Source organism: Neorhizobium petrolearium (assembly GCF_017873175.1).
Classification (GTDB): domain Bacteria; phylum Pseudomonadota; class Alphaproteobacteria; order Rhizobiales; family Rhizobiaceae; genus Neorhizobium; species Neorhizobium petrolearium.
In genome coordinates this window covers 142453-166416 of sequence record NZ_JAGGJW010000005.1, presented here as the reverse complement: position 1 = coordinate 166416, position 23964 = coordinate 142453, and the positions used below count along the sequence as shown (strand labels likewise).

Here is a 23964-nt window from a genome sequence, read left to right as displayed (position 1 = left end):
ACGCGTGACGCCGCAGTTCGCCGCCTCCTGCTTTCAGGGGATAAAACAGGGAGCCTGATATTGTCAATTCCGGCATTTCGCCATACCCTGGATCGCTGCATGTTTCAGATCGCAACGGTGCCGCCGTCGATCGGGATGACCGCGCCGGTCATGAAACTGGACGCTTTCGAGCAGAGCAGCAGGGCGAGTCCCATGATCTCGTCGGTCTCTGCGATGCGGCCGAGCGGCACGGTGTCGGCGAAGGCCTTTTCCACCTCCGGTTCGCGGATGCGACCGCCGGCGATATTGGTGCGGAACGGGCCTGGCGCGATGCCATTCACCAGCACGTTATAAGGTGCCAGCTCCCAGGAAGCCTGCTTGACAAGGTTGACGACGGCGCCTTTGCTAGAGGCATAGGCATAACCGGTCATTGGGTCGCCCCGCAATCCGGCTATGGAGGCGATCGCGACGATGCGTCCGCTCGTCTGCTTCTTCATATGTTTGGCAGCGGACTGGATGGCGACGAAGGTGGCGGTGAGGTTCACATCCACCACCCTTTTCCACAGCTCGTCACTGACATTCTCGATGGCGCCCGCGTTGGTGCGGGAATTAGGGCCGCCGCTGATGCCGGCATTGGCGACGAGAATATCGAGACGACCGTGCCGCTCGGCGACGCCGTCGATCGTCGTCCGCAAGGCGGCGCTGTCCGACACGTCGACCTCATGGTTTTCGGCGGAATAGCCGTGGTCCTTCATCCACTTGGTGGCGGCTGCTAGCGTGTCCGCGTTCAGGTCGAGCAGTGCCACATGCGCACCATTGGCCGCGAGCGTCTTGGTGATCGCCAGTCCCAGCCCGCTCGCCGCCCCAGTGACCACCGCCACATGGCCTTTCAGATCGAACAGTTCTTCCGCCTGCATTTTCTCCTCCCAGCGGCTCTGGTGAGCCGGCTATGCCCTCCCGGGAGGAGCCACCTTTGTATGCAATCGTCAAAGAAGCAAGCTAGAAATTTGCTATTATCAATCAAAATTTGACAAAATCATATTGACCCACCCGAAAAGGTTATACAGATTGCCGCCAGTTGCGGGTGCGGAGGAGCATCTGCCATTTGCGGTATCGAGCAAGCCGGGGAGGTAGGACGCCGATGAGCTTTACCGAAAGCACGGAAACCATAACCGGCTGCAAGATCCGGTTCATGCGGGGAGGCAAGGGCGCGCCGCTGCTCTTCCTGCACGGTTCGAGTGGCGCCCCGCGCTGGGCGCCCTTCATGGAAAAACTCTCCGAGACCTACGAGGTCATCGTGCCGGAACATCCAGGCTTCGGCGCGTCCGATTCTCCGGAATGGCTGGACGGCATGTCCGATCTCGCCTTCTTCTATCTCGACGTCATCGACCATCTCGGCCTCGACAAGGTCAATCTCGTCGGTGGTTCGATCGGCGGCTGGCTCTCGGCCGAGATCGCCATCCGCAACAGCACCAAGCTCGCATCGCTCACCATGATTGCGCCGGCCGGCATCCGCGTGAAGGGCCTGCGCAAGGGCGACGTCTTCATGTGGAATGCGGAACAGACCGCCCGCAACCTATTCCACGACCAGGCCTATGCAGAGCAGATACTGGCGATCCCGCCATCCAAGGAGGGGCTCGAAACCACTCTGAAGAACAAGCTCACCACGGCCAAGCTCGCCTGGGAACCGCGCTTTTATAATCCCGACCTGCACAAGTGGCTGCACCGCATCTCGGTGCCGACGCTGATCGTCTGGGGCGATGACGACAAGGTCGTGCCTGCTGGATACGGACCGGCCTGGCAGGAGCTCATCCCCAATTCGCGCCTTGAGATCATCGAAAATTGCGGCCACCTGCCGCAGATCGAAAAGACCGACCGTTTCGTCCAACTGGTCGGCGGCTTCATTGGGGAGGCAACGCGATGAAATTCTACTTCATGCACCTGATGCCCTATGCGGATCTCGATCTGTCCTATGACGAGAAGCACGATTCCGCCTGGGTGACGCTGCCGAACAGCTATTTCGACCCGAAGAAGGGCCATCAGCTCTACAACCGTTACCTGGACGAGCTGGAATATGCCGACCAGCTCGGCTTCGACGGCATCTGCGTCAACGAGCACCATTCGAACGCCTACGGTCTGATGCCGATCCCGGGTGTCATGGCCGGCGCGCTTGCCCGCCGCACCAAGAATGTCAAGATCGCCATTCTCGGCCGCGCCCTGCCGCTCCTCAACAACCCACTCACCGTCGCCGAAGAATTCGCGATGGTGGACAACATCACTGGCGGCCGCCTGATCGCCGGCATGGTGCGCGGCATCGGCGCCGAATACCATTCCTGGGGCGTCAACCCAGCCTTCAGCCACGAGCGCTTCCAGGAAGCGCACGACCTTATCCTGCAGGCCTGGACCCAGCCGGGGCCGAGCGTCTTCGAAGGCAAGCACTACAATTTCGAATACGTGAACGTCTGGCCGCGGGTCTATCAGGACAATCCGCATCCGCCGATCTGGATCCCAAGCCAGGGGTCGAGCGAAACGATCGAGTGGGCCGCCCATCCGGACCGCAAATACACCTATCTCCAGACCTTCGCCTCGGTTTCGACCGTCGCCCGTTACATGAAGATGTATAAGGACGTCGCTGCCGGTTACGGCTATGAGGCAACCGAGGACCAGCTCGGCTGGTCGCTGCCGCTTTACGTCGCCGAAACCGACGAGATTGCCCGCAGGGAAGCCAAGCAGCATATCGAGGCCTTCCTGCAGAAGTTCCTGCGTATGCCGATGGAGATGCTGCTTCCGCCGGGTTACACCTCGGTCAAATCCATGGTCGGCGCGCTCTCCGCCAAGGCCGGCCATTCGATGAAGCAGACGATCGACAGCGTCATCGAAGAGGGCAAGTTCATCTGCGGCAGTCCGGCGACAGTGCGCGAGAAGCTGGAGGAATACCAGGCTGAGATCGGCTTCGGCCACCTCCTGACGCTCCTGCAGTTCGGCACGCTGCCGGCGGAGCTGACACGCAAGAACATGGAGATCTATTCCAAGGAAGTCATGCCCTATCTCAGGAACGTGACGGCGAAGAAGGCGGCTTAGCCCGGATCAACCCACGTTACCTGCTTCATGCTCCAGCGATCCCGAGGCTGTCGGCAGCAGCGAGAAGAGGTGGGCGTTCATGGCCGCTTGCGCCCATTCGGGGTTGCGGGCCTTCAGCGCCGAAAGAATTTCCCGGTGCTGGGCGTGGGTGCGGCGGGTGCGCATTTCGACGGGCTCGGAATAGCGGTTGAAGATCGAGGCCGGCAGCTCCAGCGACGAGGCGAGGATCTTTTCCAGCCGTGGACTTTCGGCGGCGGACGCGATCACCGCATGGAATTCGGCGTTCAGCTTGTCGAAACCTTCGAGATGTTCGTTCCAGCCGAGTTCCTCGAACTGCTTCTCCATCACCCGCTCCAGGTCCTGAAGGCGGTCGAGGTGGGTATCGGAAATCCGCGTTGCGGCTCGGCCGGCCGCATGGCCCTCCAGGATTGCGCGCAGGCGAAAAATTTCGATCGCATCTTCGAGCGAGAAATCCGCCACGATTCCGCGGCGGTAGCGTTCCAGCACCACGAGGCCTTCGGCATTCAGCCGGTTCAGCGCTTCGCGGATAGGTGTGCGGGAGACGCCGATTGTGGTGGCGAGCTGGTTTTCGAGCAGCTTGTCGCCGGAGCGCATCTCGCCGGTGAGGATCATATGCCGGATGCGGCGATAGGCTGTTTCGACCGCGCTCTGCGTCGCTGCGTCCTTGCTGCCCTCTCTGGTCATCTCGTTCTTCAAGCTGCCACCCATGGTTCGCATTCATCACGGGAAGATAAGGCAGCAGTCGATAAAGGCCAATCGTCAAAAAGTGTATACCAATTTTGGGAAACTTATTTAATAATGACATGTAAGGCTTGACTTATTCGTAAACGGTATACAAAAATTTGATCAGGATGCCTGATAAGGCAGTCGGCTTCGGCCGAGGGAGGAGGAAATGATCATGGTCCAGACCAGAAAGCCGTTCATCGTCGGCATCGGCGGCACGCAGCGCCCCGGTTCGAGCTCCGAGCTCGCCCTTCGCTATTGCCTCTCCGTCGCCGAAAGGGCCGGCGCCGAAATCGACATCATCTGCGGCGCAGCACTTGAGCTGCCGCTCTTCGATCCCGGCGTTTCTCATCGCACGCCGGCCGCACGCCGCCTCATCCAGGCGCTCCGTCGCGCAGACGGCATCGTGATCGCGACGCCGAGCTATCACGGCGGCATGTCGGGCATGATCAAGAACGCCATCGACTATACGGAAGACATGCGCGAGGACGAGCGCTCCTATTTCGATGGTCGCGCCGTCGGCTGCATCGTCTGCGCCAGCGGCGACCAGGCGCTTGGCACGGCGCTGGCCGGGCTGCGTTCCATCGTCCATGCATTACGTGGCTGGCCGACGCCCTATGCGGCGACGATCAAGTCCAACGACAAGCCCTTCGTCGATGGCCAGCCGGCGAAGCGCGAAGTCGCCCAGGCACTTGAAATCGTCGCCTTGCAGGTCGTCAGCTTCGCCGAAATGGCAATGGCGGCCCGCGTCGAAGAGGTCGCGCCGCGCCTCGTCGCGGCCCACTGATCCCTCTTCTCTTTCGTCATCACCGGAACCGCCTGGCATCTTAAGGGACGGCGGTCTTTGCGGAGTTTTCCATGAAGTTCAACTTCTTCCACCTGATGCCCTATCCGGATTATGACAAGCTGCCGCACGAGTGGCCTGTCAGCACCCGCGATATCGACAGCCGGCGCATCCAGGCGCTCTACAAGGAATATGTCGACGAGATGGTCGATGCCGAGAATTACGGCTTCGATTGGGTCGGCTGTAACGAGCACCATTACAGCCCCTATGGCCTGATGGCGAACCCCAACCTGATCGCTGGCGTGCTCGCTCGCCAGACGGAGAAGGCGAAGATTGCGATCGTCGGCAACCTGCTGCCGCTGCTCAATCCAATCCGCGTTGCGGAGGAATATGCTATGATTGACGTTATGTCCGGTGGCCGCCTGATCGCCGGCTTCCTGCGCGGTATCCCGCATGAATATATCGCCTACAACATCCCGCCGAGCGAATCCCGCAGCCGGCTCCGCGAAGCGACCGAACTCATCATCAAGTGCTGGACCGAGGACGAACCCTTCGGCTGGGAGGGCGAGCACTATCAGTTCCCGGCCGTCTCCATCTGGCCGAAACCGATCCAGAAGCCCTATCCGCGCATCCTGATGTCGGCGAGCAATGAAGAATCGGCGGAATTCGTCGCCAAGATGCGGGCGATCATGGGCATCACCCTCATCCAGGATCTGGGGGCAGCCAGGAAGGCGATCGAGCACTTCAGGAATGTCTCCCGCGGCTATGGCTGGGAACCGACGCCGGACGATATCCTCGTCGGCCAGCAGATCTGCATCGCCGATACGGATGAGGAGGCCAAGGAGCACATGGCCTCCGCCCAGACCTATTTCCACCAGACGCTGATGCGCCCGCAGCGCTCCGCCCAGCAACTCGTGCTGCAGCAGAGCCGCTACTATACCGGCACCGATGTCGGCGAGAATTTCCAGAAGCGGCTCGCGATGCTACGCAACCGCACCGTCGACGAGCAGATCGAGGCGGGCTCGATCATCTGCGGCAGCCCGGAATCGGTCGTCAAGCAGATCACCCGCCTCAACCAGGAGCTCGGCTGCGGTTTGCTCAACCTGACCATCAAGGTCGGCAACATGCCGGGCAGTGTCGTCCGCCGTGGCATGGAACTGTTCCGCGATCGCGTCGCGCCGCATGTTGCTGGTCTTTGAGAGGGAGGTTTGATCCATGACTTTTGAAATCAAGACGATCGAGCTTTCCTGCGACAAGCTCAATTATCATGTCGGCGGCGCCGGTACGCCGGTCCTTTATCTGCACGCTGCCGGCGGCGTTATGCTCACCGAGCCGCTCAAGGCGCTGACGAAGAGCCACACGGTCTACGCGCCAATCTGCCCCGGCTTCGACGGCACCGAGGGCGACGAGCGCCTGAAAACCGTGCAGGACTGGGCGGCTATGGTCGCCGAATTCGCCGAGAAGGTTATCGGACCGCGTTTCGACGTGATCGGCTCCTCCTTCGGAAGCTGGACGGCGCTGTGGCTCGCCGCCAATAACCCGAAGATGGTCGATCACCTGATCCTGCAGGTGCCGGCCGGTTTCCGCTTCGGCGGCAAGGGCGGCCTTCCGGCCGATCCCGAAGCGCGCTTCAAGGCGCTCTATGCCCATCCGCAGAAGATTACGTCTGCACCGAAGTCGCCGGAAGTCATGGCGGCCAATGGCAATACCTACGAGCGCCTCGCCAACAATGTTCAGGTTGATGAAGCGCTCAGCGCGCGCCTGCCTTCGATCGAGGCGGTGACGCTGATCCTGCTCGGCACGGAGGACAAGGTCGTGCCGGCAGAAGCAGGCGCGTACCTGAAACGCATGATCCCGACCTCGCAGCGCGCTTTCATCTTCGATGCGGCTCATTCGATCGAGGTCGACCAGCCTGAGCGAACGCTCCGTCTCTGGACCGCCTTCCTGAAGCGCGGCCCGGGTTATGTGCTGAACCAGGGGCCGGAAGCCGCTTGAGAGATATCCCTGGGATTTCAATTCCCCCCTCCCAGGGAAGCTTGGCCCGGACTTCGGTCGGGGCCTTTTTTCTTTGGGGGAACGGATGGCGGCAACTTCTCCTCCGTCTTCCCTGTGACAAGCATAGGAATGACGCAGCTGCGTGGTCACGATCGCAATCGCTCAAAAGCGAGTCGCGATGGTCAATTCCAGTCGATCCCAAAGTTTCAACATTGACGGATTGAGTATGTCTATTATGAATTAAGTTGCGTTTTGCATCGGGATGGCCCAAAGCCACGGGCAGATCGCCATCGTCCCGAATACGTGGCACGGTGTGCAAGGGAGGAATAGCATGATCGGTGAAGAAGTCAGGCGCAAGGAAGATCTCCGGTTGATCACCGGCAAGGGTCAATATGCCGATGACTTGAAATACGAGAACGCGGCTTATGCCGCCTTCGTCCGTTCGCCGCATGCCCATGCGATCATCAGAAGCATCGATACCTCCGCCGCTCGCGAAATGCCGGGCGTGCTGACCGTGCTGACCGGCGAGGATATCGTCGTGGCCGGCATCAAGCCGATTCCCCATGCGATCGGCAGCTCGCAATTCGGCTCCGACATCCGCATCAGGAACCGTGACGGCTCGGAGCGGGCCCGCACCCATCATCAGGCGCTGCCCACCGACAAGGCCCGATTCGTCGGCGAGGCGGTCGTCATGGTGGTGGCCGAATCCACCAACCTCGCCAAGGATGCGGCCGAAGCCGTGGTGGTCGACTGGGAGGAGTTGCCTTCCGTCGTGCGCGGCATCGACGCGATCGAGGAGGGCGCGCCGCAGCTCTGGGAGCATGTGCCGGGCAACCGGGCGATGGATGGTGAAGTCGGCGACAAGGCGGGCACCGACGCCGCCTTCGCCATGGCCGCGCATGTGCTGGAATTCGAAAGCTGGGCGCAGCGCGTCACCGGCGTTCACATGGAGCCGCGCTCGTCGTCCGCCGAATACGATCCTGAGACCGGCAAGTTCACGATCCATGCTTCCGGCGGCCATGGCGTCGTCATGATGCGCGAGCAGATCGCCGCTTCGCTCGGCGTCGATATGGCCTTCGTGCGGGTCGTGGCGCCGCGCGATGTCGGCGGCAATTTCGGCACGCGCAACGCCACCTATCCGGAATTCGTGCTCTTGCCCTATGCCGCGAAGCTGATCGGCCGGCCGGTCAAGCATCAGGCGGAGCGTATCGAGGCCTTCCTTTCGGATTTCCAGGGCCGCGACTTGCATGTTCGGGCCAGGCTCGCGCTGGACAAGGACGGCAGGTTCTTTGCCTTCCGCTCGACCAACGTCAGCAATATCGGCGCGCACACGGTTTCCTACACCGCCCTCAACAAGGGCCTGCAGCTGATGACCAGCCTTTATCGCGTGCCGGTCGCGCATGTGGACTTCTTCGCGGCGATGACCAATACCGTACCGACCATTCCCTACCGCAGCGCCGGCCGGCCGGAAGCCATGTATATCATAGAGCGGATGATCGACCTTGCCGCCCGCAAGTTCGGTTTCGATCGGGTCGAACTGCGCCGGATCAACATGATCCCGGAAGAGGAATGTCCCTATGCCAATCCGTTCGGCGTGAGCTACGACAACGGCGACTATATCGGCTGTATGGACAAGGTGCTCGCCATGGCCGACTGGAACGGTTTCGAGGCGCGCCGGGCGGAAGCGCGGAAGCGGGGAAAATATCGCGGCATCGGCCTTTCCAACTATATCGAAGGCACCAGCGGTGTGCCGCGCGAGCGCGCCGAGATCACCGTCGACCCGACATCGGGCATTGTCGATGTGGTGATCGGTACCCAGAACACCGGGCAGGGGCACGAGACGGCCTTTGCCCAGCTGGTCGGTTCTTTCCTCGGCATTTCCCATGAGGTCGTTCAGATCCGCGCCAGCGACACGGATTTCGTCTCCGCCGGCGGCGGCTCGCATTCCGGTCGCTCGCTGCGTTTCTCCTCGATCGTGATGCACAAGGCGACCGCCGAGATCATTGAGCGCGGCCGGAAGATCGCCGCCTTCATGCTGAACGTCGTGCCGGACGCGATCGACTATGCCGAGGGCCATTTCCGCGCCCGCGGGTCGAATGGCGTAATCAGTCTGTTCGAAGCGGCGGAAGCCGCCGACAAGAGTCTCGGTCTGCCGGACGAGCTGAAGGGCGTGCTCGCCGCAATTGCCGACGAGACGACCCACGGACTTGCCTATCCCTATGGCGCGGCCGTCTGCGAAGTGGAGGTCGACCCGGACACCGGTTACTATGAGATTCCGCGCTATTCGACGGTCGACGACGTCGGCAAGGCGCTGAACCCGATGATCGTCGACGGCCAGACCCATGGCGGTATCGTGCAGGGCGCCGGCCAGGCCATGTATGAATGGTCGCATTACGACCGCGAAACCGGCCAGAACCTTTCGGCGACCTTCATGGACTATCAGATCGGGCGCGCCTCGGATTTTCCGAGCTTCGATACGGTGATCAGCGAAGTGCCGGCGAAGAGCCATCCGCTCGGCTTCCGTCCGGGCGGGGAGGGCGGTACGACTCCCTCGCTGGGCGTGGTCGTCAATGCGATAACAGATGCACTCACCGATCTCGGCGTCACTCATATCGAAATGCCGGTGACGCCATCCCGCATCTGGCAGGCGATCCAGCAGGCCAAAGCCAATCAATAGGGGAGGAAAAATTGTCCGAAGTCCTGATTTCCACGAAGGGGAACGTCCTCGAAATCATTCTCGACCGTCCCGACAAGGGCAATGCGCTGACGCCGGAGATGGCGGAAGCCATCACCGCTGCACTGAAGTCGCTGTCGCCGGAAACCCGGGCCGTGCTGATGAAGGCGAACGGGCCGGACTTCTGCACCGGCCGGAGTGCGGCCATGCCGGCGCCGGGCACGCGCGCCACGGCGCTCGATCTCCGCAACGCGATCTCCGACCCGGTGCTCGATTTCTATGAAGTGCTGCGCGAGATTCCCGTGCCCTTCATTACCGCTGTTCAAGGGAAGGCCGCCGGCGTCGGCTGCGCCATCGCGGCGCTTGCCGACGTGGCGATCGCCTCCGACACCGCCACTTTCCAGGTGCCGGAAATGAACCACGATATCGCCCCGACGCTGGTCTTGAACGCGCTCGCCGACCGCATCTCGCGCGCAGCGCTTGCCCGCATGGTCTTTACCCGCGACGTCATTCCGGCGGCGGAAGCCAAGGTTCTTGGCCTGATCGCCATCACGGTTCCGGCCGACGGGCTGGAAGCGGAAGTCGCACGCGTGGTGGGTCAACTGGAAAAGAATTCGGTGCCGACCGTGCGCGGCATCAAGGCCTTCATCTCGATGAGTCCGGAAACCTCGTCTGCTTCGCGTAAGGAACTCGCCGCGCTGATCAACTGCGTCGCGACGGCGGAGAAGTTCAGATAGGTGCTTATTTGCCCCCATGCTAACCTTCTCCCCGCGAGTGGGGAGGGAGGATGGCGGCAGCCGGAAGCTGAAGTTACAGCGCCAGCCCTTCCGTAACGAAAGGCGTCAACGCTTCGGTCGCTGCTGGCGAAATCTGCACGATCGCCCGTGCATCCAGATCGAAGACGATGGCGATGGACTGCATCGAGCCGAATACTCGGCCGGTGAAGGGATCAACCATCCAGAAGATCAGCGACATGGTGCGCTTGTCGGTCTTCTGCAGTCCCGCCCAGATCTCGAAACAATCGCCGAGGCGGGGCGTCTCACCGTAGATGATGCGGAATTCCAGCACGGCCCCGCCGATCTTGCCGAGCCGTGCCTCCGCGTGCTCGGCAACCAGCGCCCGGATCGGTCCGGTGAGCTGTTTTACGCCGCCGCCGACCGCGCCGATGAACTTTTGCGATCCCATCCGTCCGAAGGCATCGCAAGCGTCCAGCTCGATCAGGCTCATTGCCGTGCGCTTCAGGTCCAGTTTCAAGGCCCGCTCGCGCGAGGCGGTCAGCGCCACCGGTTCGTCGTCCGTGCCACGCGGCGCGGCCTCCTTCGGCGTCTCGACCAGCGAGGTCGAGGCCCTTTTCCGGAAAGTCGCCGGCCAGGGCTGCGGAGTGGTGCCGTCCGCCGCATCGACATGCGTGAGCCGCACCCGGAAGGTCGCAGCCACCTGCCCGCTTTCGCTGTGATGAAGCACGAGCACAGCGAAAGCTGTCGTCTCACCCACTTGCAAGAAACCGCCGGTCATGTGCAGCGGCGCGCCGGCATGCGCTTCGCGATGGAAGCGGATATGGTGCTCGTTGAAGGCGACCGTCGTGGGCGACGAGGGCGAGAAGAGACCCGGCAGGCCGTTGAAGCCGAAGAGCATGGCGAGACCTTCATTGGCACGCGCCACGTAATATTGCGTGTTCCAGTGGCCCATCTCGTCCACTTCCCATTGGCGCACGCTGCCGCGCCATACTTCGGTCATCTCGCCGCTCAAGCCGTTTCTCCCTGAAGCACGATGCGACCCTTGACGGCGCCTTTGAGAAGGCGGTTCATCGCATCGTTGACGTCGGACTTCGGCACGGTTTCATAGGGAATGGCGTCGAGCTTGCCGCTTTTTGCCAGGTCCACCAGTTCACGCAATTCCTGAAGCGTGCCGGTGATGCTGCCGATGAGGCTCAAACCACCCTGCGCCATGCGCATGGTCGGAACGGTGAGCTGGCCGCCGTACATGCCGACCATGATGATACGGCCGCCGCGCGCCAGCGCCGGGAAGGAGAAGGCGGTCGTTTCACTGTTGTTGACGAAATCGATGATGGTGCGCACCGGCCCGCCGACCGTTTCGACGATCTTCTGTGTCACGTCGCCGCTGCTCGAAAGCACCGTTTTATGAGCACCGGCTTCCAGCGCAGCCTTCAGCTTTTCTTCCGACATATCGACCACGACAATGTTCTCGTGGCCGAGTGCCTTCAGAATGACGATGCCGCTCAGACCTAACCCGCCCGCGCCGACCACGACCACTGCCTCATCGGGACGCATTGGCATGGCCTTGCGGACGGCGGAATAGGCGGTGAGCCCCGAGCAGGCATAGGTCGCGGCAAGCGCCGGATCGAGGTCGTCCGTGTCGATCAGGTAGCGGCCGTGCGGCACGACCACATGGCTGCCGAAACCGCCGGGCCGTTTCATGCCGAGCTGGCGGGCCTGCATGCAGAGGTTTTCCCGTCCAGTGCGGCAGGTATCGCAGGTGCCGCATCCGAGCCAGGGATAAACAAGGCGGCGGTCGCCGATCTTCACGCCGGTCGCCTCCGGTCCCATGGCGGTGACGGTGCCGAGGATCTCATGGCCGAGAGTGAGGGGCCGCGTAAGCCCGATGCTGTCGATCGACACCTTGCGGTCGCCCATGTCGAAAATGCCCTTCCAGAGGGTCAGGTCGGAATGGCAGAGCCCGCAATGGGATACCGAGACGACCACCTCACTGCCGGTGGGCTCAGGCGTTGCCTCCTCGACTTCTTTCAGCACCTCCGACGCTTCGAAGACCTTCCATGATCGCATGATACCGTTCCTCCCAGATATCCGAGAGTGAATATCAGGTTGCCTGTCATGTCGCAATCCGGGAAATGGCTATTCCGCCTTCTCTTGCTCTTCCAACGCCGCCTCCGCTCCGGCAATCGCCTTATCCAGCAAGGAAAGGAAAGTCTGCCGTTCCTCGATCGAAAGGTGCCGTAAAAGGTCCGCTTCGTGTTCCGGTATGGAAGCCTCCACCAGGGCGGCCGCCTCGAACCCGGCCCTGGTCAGCCGGAGTTCGTAGACCCGGCCGTCGTCCGCCGAACGGATGCGTTCGACAAGCTTCTGTTTGATGAGGGGGCCAAGCGATTGGATGAGCGTCGGCGCCTCGATCCTCAGCCGCCTTGCGAGCGCGATCTGGCTGATGCCGGGATGGCGGTGGATCAGGAGCAGAACGCCGCCCTGCACCGGCGTGACGGCAAGCCCGCGGGGGCGGAACCAGCCCTGCCAATGGCTGCCGAACAGCGACTGCAGCCGCCTGATGCGGATGCCGACGACACCGGGCAGCAGGACAGCTTTGCCAGCCTCCTGTTCCGGGGCCTTCGGATCGAAACTCATTTCCTGTTCCAGTTGTCGTAGACCTTCACATCCATCGTGCCGATGCCCTCGAAAGTGCCATGCAGGATATCGCCCGCGGCGATCGGTGCAACGCCTTCCGGCGTGCCGGTCATGATGATGTCGCCGGGATAGAGCGTATAGGCCTTGCTGGTGAATTCGATCAGCTTCTGGACGTTGAAAATCAGCATCTTCGTGTTGGACTTCTGGCGTGTTTCGCCGCCGATGGCCAATTCGAAATCAAGATTGTTCGGATTCGGGATTTCGTCTGCGGTAACGACATAAGGGCCGAGCACACTGAACGTGTCGAGCGACTTCCGGTAGCTGCGCTCCTCCGGGCCGCGGATGGTGATGTCGTAGCCGATCGCATAGCCGGCGACGTAATCTAGCGCATCCGCCTCCGACACGCGAAAGGCCTTCTTGCCGATAATGACGGCGAGCTCGATCTCGTGGTCGGTGCGGCGGTCGTCCCAATCGACGACGATGCCTTCCGAAGGACCGATCAGCGAGCTCACCGCCTTGAGGAAAACGCCGGCCTCGGCGATCGGCTTGATCTTCATGCCGTGATGCAACTGGTCGCTGTCCAGCACCTCGTCCAAATGGAGCCGGTAGTTGACTGGCGCACCGACGATCTTGCCGGGATTGGCAATAGGGCTCAAGAGAGCCACATCGGCGAGCTTCTTTGACGGCGCGATCTTCGCCATCTCCTCCATGACGGGCCTGAGCTCGGCGAAATGCGCCATGAACTGGTCACCATGCGGGAAGGGGTAGCGGTAGGCCGGCAGGCGGTCGAGCACGGCGGTGACGTCCTTCACCTCATCGCCGACGACCACGCCCAGACGATTATCGTCGAAGCGACAGAAACGCATTTTTCTCTCCTCGGGTTCTACAGATGGCGGTGCTCAGACCTTGGCGCGGTCTTCGCGGAAATAGCCGAGCTTCTCCTGCGCGACGCGATCGGAGAAGCAGAAGACGACGACGTCTTCGTTCGTCTTGAACGAGCGCCACGACCAGCCGGGCACAACGATGACGTCCTTGGGGCCGAAGTCGAAAGTCTTCGTACCGATTGTGATCGAGCCGGTGCCTTCGGCGATGCACATGACGATATGGTCGGTGGAGCGAATCTTTGTCGTCTCCATGCCCTTCGGGAAATGGCTTAGCCAGGCCGACATGGTCGGCATGGTCCAGCCGCCGTCAAGCGGGTTGGCATAACGGAGCGTCGTGCCGATATGGGCGTCGATCTCCTCGCCGCGCGAAGACCTGTAAAGCGCCTCGCGGCTGCGCTCGTAAGGGTAGTTGAAGATCGGCGTCGTCTGGCCGTAGGGGCTGGCACCTCCGATCGGCAGCATGCCGGAGCCGAAACGAAAGAGCGAGTCGCCTTCCGGCCGGAGAATCTCCTGCTCGGCGTCGTTGTAGTCTTCGCGGAAGACTGCTTCAAAGAAGGCGATCATCGGCACGTCAAGGCCGTCGAGCCAGGCGGCCGGGTCGGAGCCGTCATTGCCGTGGTCGTGCCAGGCCCAGACCGGCGTGATAACGAAATCGCCGAAGGCCATGCGGGTGCGCTCGCCGCCAACCGACGTATAGGCGCCGGAGCCTTCCAGCATGAAACGCAGCGCCGACGGCGTGTGACGGTGGGCAGGGGCTACTTCGCCCGGCATGATGATCTGGATGCCGGCATAAAGCGTCGAGGTGGCGCGCGACTGGCCGGGGAAGGCTGGGTTTTCGAGGATCAGCACGCGGCGTTCGGCCTCTTCCGCCGTCAGCAGGCTGCCGGATTCCAGGATCAGCGGACGGATATCGTCATAGCGCCAGCGATGCGCCTCAGCCTTGGATTTCGGCTCCGGCGGCAGCATGCCCTTCATCACTTCCCAGAGCGGCGCCATGTTGTGTGGCTTCAGACGTCCGTAGAATTCCTCGCGTTTTGCGACGGTGACTGCATCGATCTCGTGCATAGAATCCTCCCTATGGTTTCCTCAAGCCATAGATCGTAAGGTATACTAATTATTTTGAGCGCGTCAATTGATGACGATGATTGGAGGAAGAAGCGGTACGGCAGACCCAATGCGGTTTCTCCCCTGAGGGAGATGTCACTGAAAATGACGGAAGGCGGGGCTTCCTCTCAGCAGTTCTACAAACAAGGGTATGGCTATTAGGACAACGAACTATCGCCCCGCAGCACCCTTCGCCTTCGCCGACTTCGGTGCTGTCGGAGGGGTTTCGTTTTCTTTGCCTTTCACGCCGCGGCTGGAGGCACCGAGCCGTTCTGAAAGCCGGTGTGTTGCCGTCAGCAGCGCATCAAGCGTCTGCTTTTTCCGAGGGCCGGAGAGTTGCTTGTCGGACCCAAGAACGGTCATGGTCGCGACGATGCGGCTGCTATAGTCGAAGACCGGCGCAGCGATCGCGGCGAAACTCGAATTGATGCTGTTGACCGTCATCGCATAGCCTTGGCGGCGTACGGTCTCGACGATCTTCTGGATATCCTTCACCGTCGTGACGCGGGGTGCAAGCGAAGCAGTCTCTTCAGAATGATCCCGCTTGGCGGCGGCGATCTCGTCCTGCCGTACCGCGGCAGTCTCGCTCTCATCGAGATAAGTGAGGAAGACCTGGCCGGTCGCGGAGGTCAGGAGCGGCAGGACATAGCCAAGACGCACGGCGAGCGACCCCTGCCGTTGGCCGTCGACCTTGGAGACGATGCCCGGGCCGCGATCGCCCCAGAGCGAGAGGTACGTCGCAAAGCCGGTCGCCCGCTGCAGCGTGGCCAGTTCTTCGCGGGCGAGTTCCACGACATCGAGCTGCCGGATGGCCGACAGACCGAGCTGGATTGCAAAACGCCCGAGCCCGTAATGGCCGGTGACGGGATCCTGGAAGGCAACACCTTCCTTGACGAAGCTGACGAGATAGAGATGCGCCTTGCTCGGCGGCATGCCGGCAGCAGCAGCGATGTCCCGCAACGGCAGCGGACCGTTGGCCGCCTCCATGGCGCGGATCACCTGGAAGCCGACCTCGATCGACTGAATGCGGCGCTGGGTCCACTCCTCGGCTGGCTTTCCTTTATCTGATGCCATTCTAAATCCCTCATGTTCCCAGATGATTATCCTTATATTCGAATGAGGTCGAGCCTGCTTCAACTGTGGTTTTCCACAGCCCGGAACGCGGCTGCGAGGTCATCGGCATCGAGTCCATGTTCCTGGTTGATCAGGAACGGGCTTTTCGCGCAGGCGAGAGCGAGGCTGTCGATCGCAGCGTCATCCACTGCCGGCAACCCGAGATCGGCGAGCCTGCGCGGCATGCCGATCTCGTCGTAGAAGGAAAACAGCGTTTCGAGCTCACCTTCCGAACGATCCTCGGCGGTCGCCTGAACCAGCGTGCCATAGGCCGCATGTTCGCCATGCAGCGACTGCTTGCGCACCGGCTCGATGGCGCCGAGTTCGGTCGCGACCGCATGGGCGACAGAGAGGCCCGTATTCTCGAAGGCGACGGCACTCAGCCAGAGGATGGCTTCGATCAAGGCTTCCAGGTCCGGCGTCACTTCGCCGGTGCCGGCGACGTGCATGGCCCCCGGCCCGTGTTCGAGCAGCATGCGGTAACAGAGATCACCGAGCATCACGCCGGTTTTGAGCGGTCTTGTGCCGTGCTTGGAAAGCCCGGTTCCCTTCCAGGTGCCTTCCGCCTCGAATTTGGCGGTGAGCGCATCGCCGATGCCGCCGCGCAGGAGCCGGGCAGGGGCCCTGGCAATGACTCCCGTATCGACGATCACGAAAGCCGGATTGTCGTCCATCTGCTCGACGGCGATCATCGCATGGTTGTCGTCATAGATGACGATGCCGCGCGTTGCGGGCGCATCGGTAGAGGCGACCGTCGGCACGCTGACGAAAGGCAGACCGGTGCGGCGGGCGACGCCCTTGGAGACATCGAGTGTGCGGCCTCCGCCAATGCCGACCACCACTTCGCCGCCTTTGCGGCGTACCTCTTCGGCCAGCCGGTCCATCTCTCTATGGGTGACGTCCGCATCGAAGAGGATGATCGTCGGCTCGATATCCTGCCGGGTGAGCGTCTTCGCGAGCTCGGCTTCAATGTGGGGAAACACGGCGGCATCGCAGACGGCGACGACCGAACGGCCGAGCGTAGCCGCCTTTTCGCCGAGCAAACCGAGACTGCCGGGGCCTTGTATATAAAAAGCCGGCGCTCGGAAAATACGTGTCATGGACCCCCCCCAGATGCTGTCACGTAGAACGCTATACAACATTATCAAAGGAATGGGAGTTTGGCGAAGGCCGAATTGACTTGCGACGGGTCTGTACCGATCGGCCGAGGATCAAGCGAGATCGGCGAGATAGGTGTTTTCCGCCCTTGACTGGGCGTAAGCCGCCGGATTGATGTCTGCGATGATCAGTGCCTCGCCTTCGGCGGGTGCTTCGGCCAGCAGCTTGCCGTCCGGCGCGGCAATGCGTGAGAGGCCCGCATAGGCGAACAATTCGTCGGAGCCTGAGTGGTTGATATAGGCGACAAAAACCTGGTTCTCGAAAGCACGGACCGGGATCATTTGGTTGGCGATGAAATCACCGGACCAGCCCTTCGGCAGCGCCGTCGGAACCACGACGAGATCGGCTCCGCCCTTTGCCAACTGGCGGACATTCTCCGGGAACTCGACATCGTAGCAGATAAGGAAGCCGAGTCTGATGCCGCCGAGAGTGACGAGAACCTGACGTCGATCCTCTTGAGCGAACCATTGCCGCTCATAGGGACCATAGAGATTGCACTTGCGGTAGACCGCTGTCTGGCCATTGCCGTCCGTGAAGAAGGCGCTGTTGAAAGTGGCTTCAGGGGTCTCTTCGGCAAAGCCGGCAACGATGGCGATGCCGTGCCTTGCAGCGATTTCCGATAGCTGGTCCGTTACGTGGCCATGGGCGGGCGTGGCAAGATCGGGAAACCGGTCCGCGGCGCCGTAACCGGTCAGCGCTAGTTCTGGCGCGATCAGCAATGCGGCGCCCTGAGCCGCCGCCCTTTCCGCCGCGGCCCTGATCTTTGCCAGATTGGCGTCGACATCGCCGACGACCGGCTGCATCTGATAACCGGCAATTTTCATCGGTCCGCCCTCTATTTGTCTTCCGACATCGCGCCAAGCAGCTTCGGCAGGTCGCCGAACCGTGCCACCAGGCCGAAGACAACCGCAGCGACAACCAGGAACAGCATCGTCACCGAGGCCATGGTCGGGGTATAGCCGTAGCGCAGCGCGTTGAAGATCTTGATCGGCAAGGTTTCCATCGTGAAGCCTACCGTCATGTAGGCAACAATGTATTCGTTGAGCGACAGGACGAAGGCGAAGGCATAACCCGAGATGAGATAAGGCAGGATCAGCGGCAGCACGACGGTGCGGAACACCATTTTGTCATCGGCACCCATCGTGGCGGCCGCTTCCACCAGCGAGCGATCGATCGCTGAAAAGCCGAGCGACAATGTCACCAGCGGCAGGGTGACGAAGAAGATGCCGTGGCTGATGACCGCAGTCCAGGGCTGGCCGTAGAAACCGGTCGTCGCCCAGAAGGTGAGCATCCCGAGCGCGGTGATCACCGGCGGCAGAGTAAAGGGCGCGATGCCGAGAAGTTGGAAAATATTCGCCCAGGGGGCAATGCGCCGCCACAGGAACCAGGCGAGCGGCAGCGCGATCAAAAGCGCCAGCAGGGCCGAAAGGGCGGCAAGCGTCAGCGAGGCGATCAGCGCGTTCCGCCATTCCGGATTGGTGAAGATCTGACCGTACCAGGCGAGCGAAAAGCCCTGCGGCGGGAAGGTCAGCGACTGGCGCTGGTTGACCGAGACGCCTGCGACGACGATCAATGGCAGGGCGAGGAACAAGCTGACGATGAAGAAGAACAGGCGGCGAAGCGCGGTCATTTGGCCTCCTTCTGCCGGCCCGCATAAAAAGCGAGGCCTACCAGCGCCAGCGACACCAGCACGAGAAATACGGCCATGGCGGCGGCGAACGGCATGTTCGACTGGTAGATCGCCTGGTCGGTGATCAGCACCGAGAGCGTCCAGTGCTGAGGCCTTCCGAGAAGCTGCGGCAGCAGATAGGAGCCGAGCGCGAAGATGAAGACCATGATCAGCGTCGCGAGGATCGTATTCCGCAGTACCGGCACGACGACTGTGAAAAATGCCTTGACGGGCGAGGCGCCGAGCGTGCGCGCTGCTTCCGTCAGCGTCGGGTCGAGCCGCACCAGCGCCGGATAAAGCACCAGGATCGTATAGGGAAAGGCCTGGTATGTCATGGCGGTCATGACGGCGGTAAAGCTTGGCGTCAGCGCCAGCGCCTGTTCCATCAGTCCCAGCCAGACAAGCAAATTGGTGATGCCGGCGGTGCGGGAAAACAGTGTTGACCAGGCGAAGCCGATCATCACTTCCGAGAGCGACAGGATGGAGAGGAGCGCTACCAGCCAGACGATCTGGACGTTCCGCTTGGAGCGAGAAAGGAGATAGGTGAAGGGAATGCCGACCACCACGCAGGCAACCGCCACCGCGATCGCCAGAAACAGCGAGAAGCCGAGCACCTTGCCGAAGAACAGGCTCAGGAACCGGGCGTAGTTGTCGAAGACGAAAGCCGGCGTATAAAAGCCGCCCTGCTGCCGCTGGAAGAAGGAGACGGCAATCATCGTGGCGAAGGGTACCACGAAGAATACGGTCAGCATGCCTGCCGGAAAGACAAGCGGTCCGTAATCGACAAGGCGCTGCGGTGGTTCGCGTCTCATTTCGCAAGCACCACGCTGGTCATCGGATCGAGCCGGATGCCGACTTGCTGTCCGACCGAAACCTCGGGCCGGCTGCGCGGCGAGGAAACGGCGATAATCTGCTGGCCACCTGCTTCCACGAAGGTCTCGATGGCGCCGCCGAGATCGCGGATAAAGGTCACGATGCCGGAAATCGCGCCATTCCCAGGGGCGGTGAGCTGCACGTCTTCCGGCCGCACCGAGAGCACGCCCTTTGTCGCCCCGGCGGATAGCATCAGTCCCTCGACGGCCTGCCCCAGCACCCTAGCACGGCCGGCACTGTCGGCCTCGACGGGCAGGAGGTTGGTCTGGCCGATGAAGTCGGCGACAAAACTGTCGGCCGGACGGCGGTAGATATCGACGGGAGCGGCGGCCTGGCGAATCTCGCCCTTGTTCATCACCACGACCGTATCGGCCATGGTCATCGCTTCGCGCTGGTCATGGGTGACGACGATGGTGGTGATGCCGAGCCGCTGCTGCAGCTGGCGCAACTCCACCTGCATTGCCTCGCGGAGCTTCGCATCGAGCGCCGAAAGCGGCTCATCAAGAAGGAAAAGCTTCGGCGAGATGGCCAAGGCGCGTGCGATCGCCACGCGCTGTCGTTGGCCACCAGAGAGCTTGTTGACGGAACGGTCGGCGAAACCCGGCAGATGGATCATCGCCAACAACTCGTCGACGCGAGCTTTCTGCACGTCCTTCGCCACGCCGCGAATGCGCAGCGAATAGGCGATGTTCTCGCCGACTGTCAGGTGCGGGAAAAGCGCCAGCGATTGGAAGACCATGCCGAGATCGCGCTTGTGGGTCGGAACCTGGGTAATGTCGGCGCCGCCCAATCGGATCGCACCGCCGGTCGGCAGGTCGAGCCCGGCGATCATCCGCATCAGCGTGGTCTTGCCGCAGCCCGAAGGGCCGAGCAGGCAGACGAACGTGCCGTCGGGCACGGAGAGGCTGACGTCGTTGACGGCGGTAAAGGTGCCGAACTGCTTCGTCACATGCTCAAGGTTCAATCCGGACATTCGGTCTCCGCGCTCAGTGTGGCGGCTGTCAATAACATGAATTGCCCCTCACCCTAACCCTCTCCCCGCTCGCGGGGAGAGGGGACGTGCCTCGCGCTGTCGGAGAGATAGCGGAAGCGGGTGCGGCATATCCCTTCTCCCGTCAAAACGGGGAGAAGGTGGCGGCAGCCGGATGAGGGGCTGCCTCTAACGATAGTGTTATCTCAACCCGCGATCATCTCCGTCCACTTCTGGTTCAGGAAGTCGGACTTGGTCTGGTAGAGATCATAGCGCGGGACGATCGGTTCGACATCGGAAGACACGGCGGCGAATTCCTGGTCGGTGAGATCAGTCAAGCCACGCTGGACAGTCGGTGAGGTGCCGACTTTGCGGGAAAGTGTCGCCTGGATTGCCGGCTGGCACATGTAATTGATGAAGACATGCGCCTCTTCCGTCTTCTTCGAGGCGCGCGACAGCGCCCAGCACCCACTGTCCTGGATGCCGCCTTCCTTCGGGAAGGTGGAGCGGACATGGAAACCGTCGGCGATCGCAAGGCCGGTGACGTCGTGATAATACTGGCCCATCGGGATTTCACCGGACTTCAGCGCCTGTTCGAACTGCGCCTCGTCGCGATACCACAGCCGGACGTTTGGCTTCAGCTCGGCAAGCTTTTCGAGCGCCTTGATGATGCCTTCGTCCGTGTCGAGCGCGTTCGTGCCGCCCATGAAGGTTTTCGCCGTCACCTCAAGCAGGAAGGAATTGGAGACGAGCGCGAGCAGGCCAAGCTTGTCTTCCTTGTCCTTCTCCCAAAGCGCGCTCCAGGAGGTAGGCGCGTCCTTGAACACGTCCGTGTTGGAAACCAGCGTGATGTACCAGGAGACGGCGCCGATACCGGCAACGCGGCCGTCCGGATATTTGTTGACGAAGCGTTCGATCAGGTTTACGGCGTTCGGAAGCTTGGAAAGATCGAGCGGCGCCCAGAGATCCGTCGACTGACCTTTCAGCATCGCGACCTGTGACATCATCGAGACGTCGGCTGGCGCTGCACCCGCCTTGGCGGCCTGCTCGAGCTGTACGAGCCAGGCCTCACCTGTCGGTTCGGCGATCGATTCGATGGCAATGCCGGTCGTCTTGGTGAAATCCTCGAAAATATTCTTGTCGAATGAATCCTTGAAGTAGCCGCCGTAGACGCCGACCTTCAGGCTCTTGTCCTGGGCGCGCAATACCGCCGGCATGGCAAGCATCGAAGCGCCGGCGAGACCGGCGCCGAGCACGGTGCGACGGCCGATCCTGGCATTGAAGATATCAGACATGATGTCTCTCCTTTGTGTGCCCACCGGTCCGGTGCCGCATGGGCGGGTTCCCACTCTTGTTATCTAATTTACTTCAAGCCCGGCCCTTCACGGAAGGGCTGAAGATCATCAGGCTCAGGATTTCGAACAGCATCTGGGCACCTGCATGCGCGGTGTTATTGGTCGCGTCATATTGCGGCGCCACCTCGACCACGTCGCCGCCGACGATATTAACGCCCTTCAAGCCACGGATCAGTTCCAGCACTTCACGGGTCGTAAGTCCGCCGATCTCCGGCGTGCCGGTGCCGGGCGCAAAGCTCGGGTCGAGGCTGTCAATGTCGAAAGAGAGATAGGTCGGACCGTCGCCGACGATCTTTCTCGCCTTCTCGATGATCGCCGGAATGCCGAGGCCGGCCACTTCCTCGGCATGGATCACGGTCATGCCGGACTCGTAGGAGAACTCCCAGAGATATTCGGCGGCACCGCGGATGCCGATCTGGATCGTGCGGGTCGGGTCGAGCACGCCGTCCAGCACCGCGTTGCGGAACGGGCCTCCATGGTGGAACTTCGTCTCGTCGAAGAAGCCGCTTGTATCGCAATGGGCATCGATATGGATCAGGCCGACGGGGGCCTTTTTGCCGACCGCTTTCAGGATCGGATGGGTGATCGAATGGTCGCCGCCCACGGACAGGGGGAGCACGCTGGCATCGACGATCTGATTGATACGCTTCTCGATGTCGTCATGGCTCATCTCCAGCCGATAGCGGCTGCGGAAAGGTACGTCGCCGATATCCGCAACCCGAAGCTCATGGGTCGGCGCGCATTCCAGGACGTGGTTGTAGGGGCCGACGCGCTCGATGGCACGCAGCGCCCGCGGCCCGAAGCGCGAACCTGGCCGGTTGGTAACGCCCAAGTCCATCGGCATGCCAATCATTGCCACCTGAAGATCGCCGAAATCCGGGTTTTCCGCGTCAACGGGTAGGTAAGGTGCGTCGAGAAGGGTCGGAATGCCGGCATAGGGGGCTACGCGGGTGCCCGCCTTGTTGAAGATCTTCTCGCCCACCTTGCGAAATTTCGGATCGAATATCTCGCCGCCCTGGCTGTCGAGATATTTCGCCCGCAACTCCTCGAGCTTCTTGCCGTCGAATGCCATGATTGCCTCGTCTATCCTAATATTGTTTGAGCGCAGCCTAAATTTTGTTCCCTTTGGGCGGCAGCCCTTGTTTTCATCATTATCCGCCGAGACGAGGTGGAAAAGCAATTGAGATTGTTCTAGCGGTTGATGTGAGAAAAACTAACAATAAGGTTCAGCGTGACGAGCCGCCTGCCGCCCCTCAATCCGCTCCGCGCCTTCGAGGCGACCGCCCGTCGAGGCTCGGTTTCGGCCGCCGCGCGTGAGCTCAACGTCACCCATGGTGCGGTCAGCCACCAGATCAAGGCGCTGGAGGTATCGCTCAACGTTCCGCTCTTCGAACGCGGCGCAAAGCGCCTGAAACTCACCTCGGAGGGGGCGCTGCTGCTGCCGGCCGTTACCCAGGCCTTCGGTGAGATTGCGGCTGCGACCGCTCAGATGAAGCGGCCGGCCACCACCGGCGAACTCTCGATCACCTGCGTGCCGGCGCTTCTTTCCTTCTGGATCGTGCCGCGCCTCAATTCCTTCACCGAGCAATTTCCGGGCGTCAGGCTGAAGCTCACCGCATCTAACGATCCCGTCAGACTGCATTCGCCCGATGTCGACGTCTGCATTCTCTACGGCGATGGCAACTGGCCTGATGTCTGGACACGGCTGTGGAGCAATCTGCGGCTTTTCCCCGTTGCAAGTCCGACTTTGTTGAACAATCGCCCGCTACGCTCAATGCGTGACCTGGAGGATCACATCCTGCTGCATGGCGACGCGGACGGGCGGGAATGGAATACCTGGTTGGCGGCAGCGGATGCCGTAGACCTGCCTCGCCGTCAGCAATATTACATGGGCGATGCGCGTTTTTCGACGGAAGCCGCCCTGCACGGGCAGGGGATTGCGCTCGGGGATACGATCACGGCCAGCAACCTGATCGCGCGGGGAGAGCTTGTCGTTCCCTTCGACCTGAGCGTGGCGGCAAACGATTCCTTCTATGTCGCCTGCCGCCCCGCGATGCGCTCCACACCGATCGTGCGCGTTTTCATCGAGTGGATGTTCTCGTCTCTGGAGGCCGACCATCTGGCGGAGCCGCAGACCTCGGCCCGCACGCTACTTCGCGGCCGGAGAGGATGACGTTCGCCTCGTTTGTCCTAAATCCTCGAGATGT

At 61.7% G+C, this 23964-nt stretch carries 23 protein-coding genes; 8 read left to right on the top strand and 15 right to left on the bottom strand.

The features are described from left to right. Positions 1–104: 104 nt before the first annotated feature. The gene (locus J2046_RS11310) at positions 105–896 is read right to left on the bottom strand and encodes an SDR family NAD(P)-dependent oxidoreductase (RefSeq protein WP_210051778.1); all 792 of its coding nucleotides are present in this window, start codon (positions 894–896) and stop codon (positions 105–107) included. A gap of 224 nt (positions 897–1120) precedes the next feature. Here J2046_RS11310 and J2046_RS11305 point away from each other — a divergent pair, with 224 nt between their 5' ends. Both J2046_RS11305 and J2046_RS11300 read left to right on the top strand, forming a co-directional pair. Then, complete coding sequence (locus J2046_RS11305) at positions 1121–1903, top strand: alpha/beta fold hydrolase (RefSeq protein ID WP_210051777.1); 783 nt, start codon at positions 1121–1123, stop codon at positions 1901–1903. After that, positions 1900–3060 (top strand): LLM class flavin-dependent oxidoreductase, encoded by a 1161-nt coding sequence (locus J2046_RS11300; RefSeq protein WP_210051776.1) that lies wholly within the window; start codon positions 1900–1902, stop codon positions 3058–3060. Before J2046_RS11305 ends, J2046_RS11300 begins: the two co-directional genes overlap by 4 nt. A gap of 6 nt (positions 3061–3066) precedes the next feature. Here the strand turns inward: J2046_RS11300 and J2046_RS11295 are convergent, their stop codons facing one another. Then, positions 3067–3765 carry a GntR family transcriptional regulator gene (locus J2046_RS11295; protein WP_233469697.1) on the bottom strand — a complete coding sequence of 233 codons (699 nt, stop codon included), beginning with the start codon at positions 3763–3765 and terminating at the stop codon, positions 3067–3069. A 214-nt stretch (positions 3766–3979) separates the two neighbouring features. Between J2046_RS11295 and J2046_RS11290 the strand changes: the two genes are divergently transcribed. The 5 genes from J2046_RS11290 to J2046_RS11270 all read left to right on the top strand — a co-directional run bounded on the left by J2046_RS11290 (position 3980) and on the right by J2046_RS11270 (position 9994). Continuing rightward, the gene (locus J2046_RS11290) at positions 3980–4591 is read left to right on the top strand and encodes an NADPH-dependent FMN reductase (RefSeq protein WP_210051775.1); all 612 of its coding nucleotides are present in this window, start codon (positions 3980–3982) and stop codon (positions 4589–4591) included. Between the two features lie 71 nt (positions 4592–4662). Beyond that, a complete protein-coding gene (locus J2046_RS11285; protein WP_210051774.1) occupies positions 4663–5787 on the top strand; it encodes an LLM class flavin-dependent oxidoreductase in 1125 nt (374 codons plus the stop codon). Between the two features lie 16 nt (positions 5788–5803). Then, entirely contained in the window at positions 5804–6583 is a 780-nt protein-coding gene (locus J2046_RS11280) for an alpha/beta fold hydrolase (protein ID WP_210051773.1), read from the top strand. 331 nt (positions 6584–6914) lie between these two features. Then, a complete protein-coding gene (locus J2046_RS11275) occupies positions 6915–9260 on the top strand; it encodes a xanthine dehydrogenase family protein molybdopterin-binding subunit (RefSeq protein WP_233469696.1) in 2346 nt (781 codons plus the stop codon). Positions 9261–9271: 11 nt separating this feature from the next. Then, positions 9272–9994, top strand: coding sequence for an enoyl-CoA hydratase/isomerase family protein (locus tag J2046_RS11270; protein ID WP_210051771.1), 723 nt, complete (start codon positions 9272–9274; stop codon positions 9992–9994). A gap of 73 nt (positions 9995–10067) precedes the next feature. On the opposite strand, the gene J2046_RS11265 is transcribed toward J2046_RS11270, so the two are convergent. The 13 genes from J2046_RS11265 to speB form a co-directional block, all read right to left on the bottom strand. Next, positions 10068–11006, bottom strand: a complete 939-nt coding sequence (locus J2046_RS11265) for an acyl-CoA thioesterase (protein ID WP_210051770.1) — start codon at positions 11004–11006, stop codon at positions 10068–10070. Next, positions 11003–12061: an alcohol dehydrogenase gene (locus J2046_RS11260; RefSeq protein WP_210051769.1), complete on the bottom strand. Its 1059-nt coding sequence runs from the start codon at positions 12059–12061 to the stop codon at positions 11003–11005. The genes J2046_RS11265 and J2046_RS11260 overlap by 4 nt, the downstream gene beginning before the upstream one ends. Before the next feature lie 69 nt (positions 12062–12130). Next, on the bottom strand, positions 12131–12631 hold the full coding sequence (locus tag J2046_RS11255) for a MarR family winged helix-turn-helix transcriptional regulator (RefSeq protein WP_210051768.1): 501 nt from the start codon (positions 12629–12631) through the stop codon (positions 12131–12133). Further along, on the bottom strand, positions 12628–13497 hold the full coding sequence (locus tag J2046_RS11250; RefSeq protein WP_210051767.1) for a fumarylacetoacetate hydrolase family protein: 870 nt from the start codon (positions 13495–13497) through the stop codon (positions 12628–12630). Before J2046_RS11250 ends, J2046_RS11255 begins: the two co-directional genes overlap by 4 nt. A 33-nt stretch (positions 13498–13530) precedes the next feature. Beyond that, positions 13531–14580, bottom strand: coding sequence for a gentisate 1,2-dioxygenase (gtdA, locus tag J2046_RS11245; protein ID WP_210051766.1), 1050 nt, complete (start codon positions 14578–14580; stop codon positions 13531–13533). A 210-nt stretch (positions 14581–14790) separates the two neighbouring features. Next, complete coding sequence (locus tag J2046_RS11240) at positions 14791–15693, bottom strand: IclR family transcriptional regulator (protein WP_210051765.1); 903 nt, start codon at positions 15691–15693, stop codon at positions 14791–14793. Between the two features lie 59 nt (positions 15694–15752). Further along, the gene (locus tag J2046_RS11235; protein ID WP_210051764.1) at positions 15753–16832 is read right to left on the bottom strand and encodes an iron-containing alcohol dehydrogenase; all 1080 of its coding nucleotides are present in this window, start codon (positions 16830–16832) and stop codon (positions 15753–15755) included. 111 nt (positions 16833–16943) lie between these two features. Continuing rightward, entirely contained in the window at positions 16944–17714 is a 771-nt protein-coding gene (locus J2046_RS11230) for a carbon-nitrogen hydrolase family protein (protein WP_210051763.1), read from the bottom strand. An 11-nt stretch (positions 17715–17725) separates the two neighbouring features. Further along, positions 17726–18520 (bottom strand): ABC transporter permease, encoded by a 795-nt coding sequence (locus J2046_RS11225; RefSeq protein WP_210051762.1) that lies wholly within the window; start codon positions 18518–18520, stop codon positions 17726–17728. Continuing rightward, positions 18517–19371, bottom strand: a complete 855-nt coding sequence (locus J2046_RS11220) for an ABC transporter permease (RefSeq protein WP_210051761.1) — start codon at positions 19369–19371, stop codon at positions 18517–18519. The genes J2046_RS11225 and J2046_RS11220 overlap by 4 nt, the downstream gene beginning before the upstream one ends. Further along, the gene (locus J2046_RS11215) at positions 19368–20405 is read right to left on the bottom strand and encodes an ABC transporter ATP-binding protein (RefSeq protein WP_210051760.1); all 1038 of its coding nucleotides are present in this window, start codon (positions 20403–20405) and stop codon (positions 19368–19370) included. Before J2046_RS11215 ends, J2046_RS11220 begins: the two co-directional genes overlap by 4 nt. Before the next feature lie 203 nt (positions 20406–20608). Then, a complete protein-coding gene (locus J2046_RS11210) occupies positions 20609–21697 on the bottom strand; it encodes an ABC transporter substrate-binding protein (protein ID WP_210051759.1) in 1089 nt (362 codons plus the stop codon). Between the two features lie 73 nt (positions 21698–21770). Beyond that, entirely contained in the window at positions 21771–22829 is a 1059-nt protein-coding gene (speB, locus tag J2046_RS11205; protein ID WP_210051758.1) for an agmatinase, read from the bottom strand. Between the two features lie 159 nt (positions 22830–22988). On the opposite strand from speB, the gene gcvA reads away from it, so the two are divergent. Further along, positions 22989–23930 carry a transcriptional regulator GcvA gene (gcvA, locus tag J2046_RS11200; protein WP_081952661.1) on the top strand — a complete coding sequence of 314 codons (942 nt, stop codon included), beginning with the start codon at positions 22989–22991 and terminating at the stop codon, positions 23928–23930. The last annotated feature ends 34 nt before the right edge of the window (positions 23931–23964 follow it).

Excerpts from the sequence above, each read along its gene's own strand:
- J2046_RS11305 (WP_210051777.1), top strand. The coding sequence starts at position 1,121 with ATGAGCTTTACCGAAAGCACGGAAACCATAACCGGCTGCAAGATCCGG.
- J2046_RS11255 (WP_210051768.1), bottom strand. The coding sequence starts at position 12,631 with ATGAGTTTCGATCCGAAGGCCCCGGAACAGGAGGCTGGCAAAGCTGTC.
- J2046_RS11275 (WP_233469696.1), top strand. The coding sequence starts at position 6,915 with ATGATCGGTGAAGAAGTCAGGCGCAAGGAAGATCTCCGGTTGATCACC.
- J2046_RS11240 (WP_210051765.1), bottom strand. The coding sequence starts at position 15,693 with ATGGCATCAGATAAAGGAAAGCCAGCCGAGGAGTGGACCCAGCGCCGC.
- J2046_RS11230 (WP_210051763.1), bottom strand. The coding sequence starts at position 17,714 with ATGAAAATTGCCGGTTATCAGATGCAGCCGGTCGTCGGCGATGTCGAC.
- J2046_RS11215 (WP_210051760.1), bottom strand. The coding sequence starts at position 20,405 with ATGTCCGGATTGAACCTTGAGCATGTGACGAAGCAGTTCGGCACCTTT.
- J2046_RS11290 (WP_210051775.1), top strand. The coding sequence starts at position 3,980 with ATGGTCCAGACCAGAAAGCCGTTCATCGTCGGCATCGGCGGCACGCAG.
- gtdA (WP_210051766.1), bottom strand. The coding sequence starts at position 14,580 with ATGCACGAGATCGATGCAGTCACCGTCGCAAAACGCGAGGAATTCTAC.
- J2046_RS11235 (WP_210051764.1), bottom strand. The coding sequence starts at position 16,832 with ATGACACGTATTTTCCGAGCGCCGGCTTTTTATATACAAGGCCCCGGC.
- J2046_RS11280 (WP_210051773.1), top strand. The coding sequence starts at position 5,804 with ATGACTTTTGAAATCAAGACGATCGAGCTTTCCTGCGACAAGCTCAAT.
- speB (WP_210051758.1), bottom strand. The coding sequence starts at position 22,829 with ATGGCATTCGACGGCAAGAAGCTCGAGGAGTTGCGGGCGAAATATCTC.
- J2046_RS11300 (WP_210051776.1), top strand. The coding sequence starts at position 1,900 with ATGAAATTCTACTTCATGCACCTGATGCCCTATGCGGATCTCGATCTG.
- J2046_RS11295 (WP_233469697.1), bottom strand. The coding sequence starts at position 3,765 with ATGACCAGAGAGGGCAGCAAGGACGCAGCGACGCAGAGCGCGGTCGAA.
- J2046_RS11260 (WP_210051769.1), bottom strand. The coding sequence starts at position 12,061 with ATGCGATCATGGAAGGTCTTCGAAGCGTCGGAGGTGCTGAAAGAAGTC.
- J2046_RS11250 (WP_210051767.1), bottom strand. The coding sequence starts at position 13,497 with ATGCGTTTCTGTCGCTTCGACGATAATCGTCTGGGCGTGGTCGTCGGC.
- J2046_RS11310 (WP_210051778.1), bottom strand. The coding sequence starts at position 896 with ATGCAGGCGGAAGAACTGTTCGATCTGAAAGGCCATGTGGCGGTGGTC.
- J2046_RS11225 (WP_210051762.1), bottom strand. The coding sequence starts at position 18,520 with ATGACCGCGCTTCGCCGCCTGTTCTTCTTCATCGTCAGCTTGTTCCTC.
- J2046_RS11285 (WP_210051774.1), top strand. The coding sequence starts at position 4,663 with ATGAAGTTCAACTTCTTCCACCTGATGCCCTATCCGGATTATGACAAG.
- J2046_RS11220 (WP_210051761.1), bottom strand. The coding sequence starts at position 19,371 with ATGAGACGCGAACCACCGCAGCGCCTTGTCGATTACGGACCGCTTGTC.
- J2046_RS11210 (WP_210051759.1), bottom strand. The coding sequence starts at position 21,697 with ATGTCTGATATCTTCAATGCCAGGATCGGCCGTCGCACCGTGCTCGGC.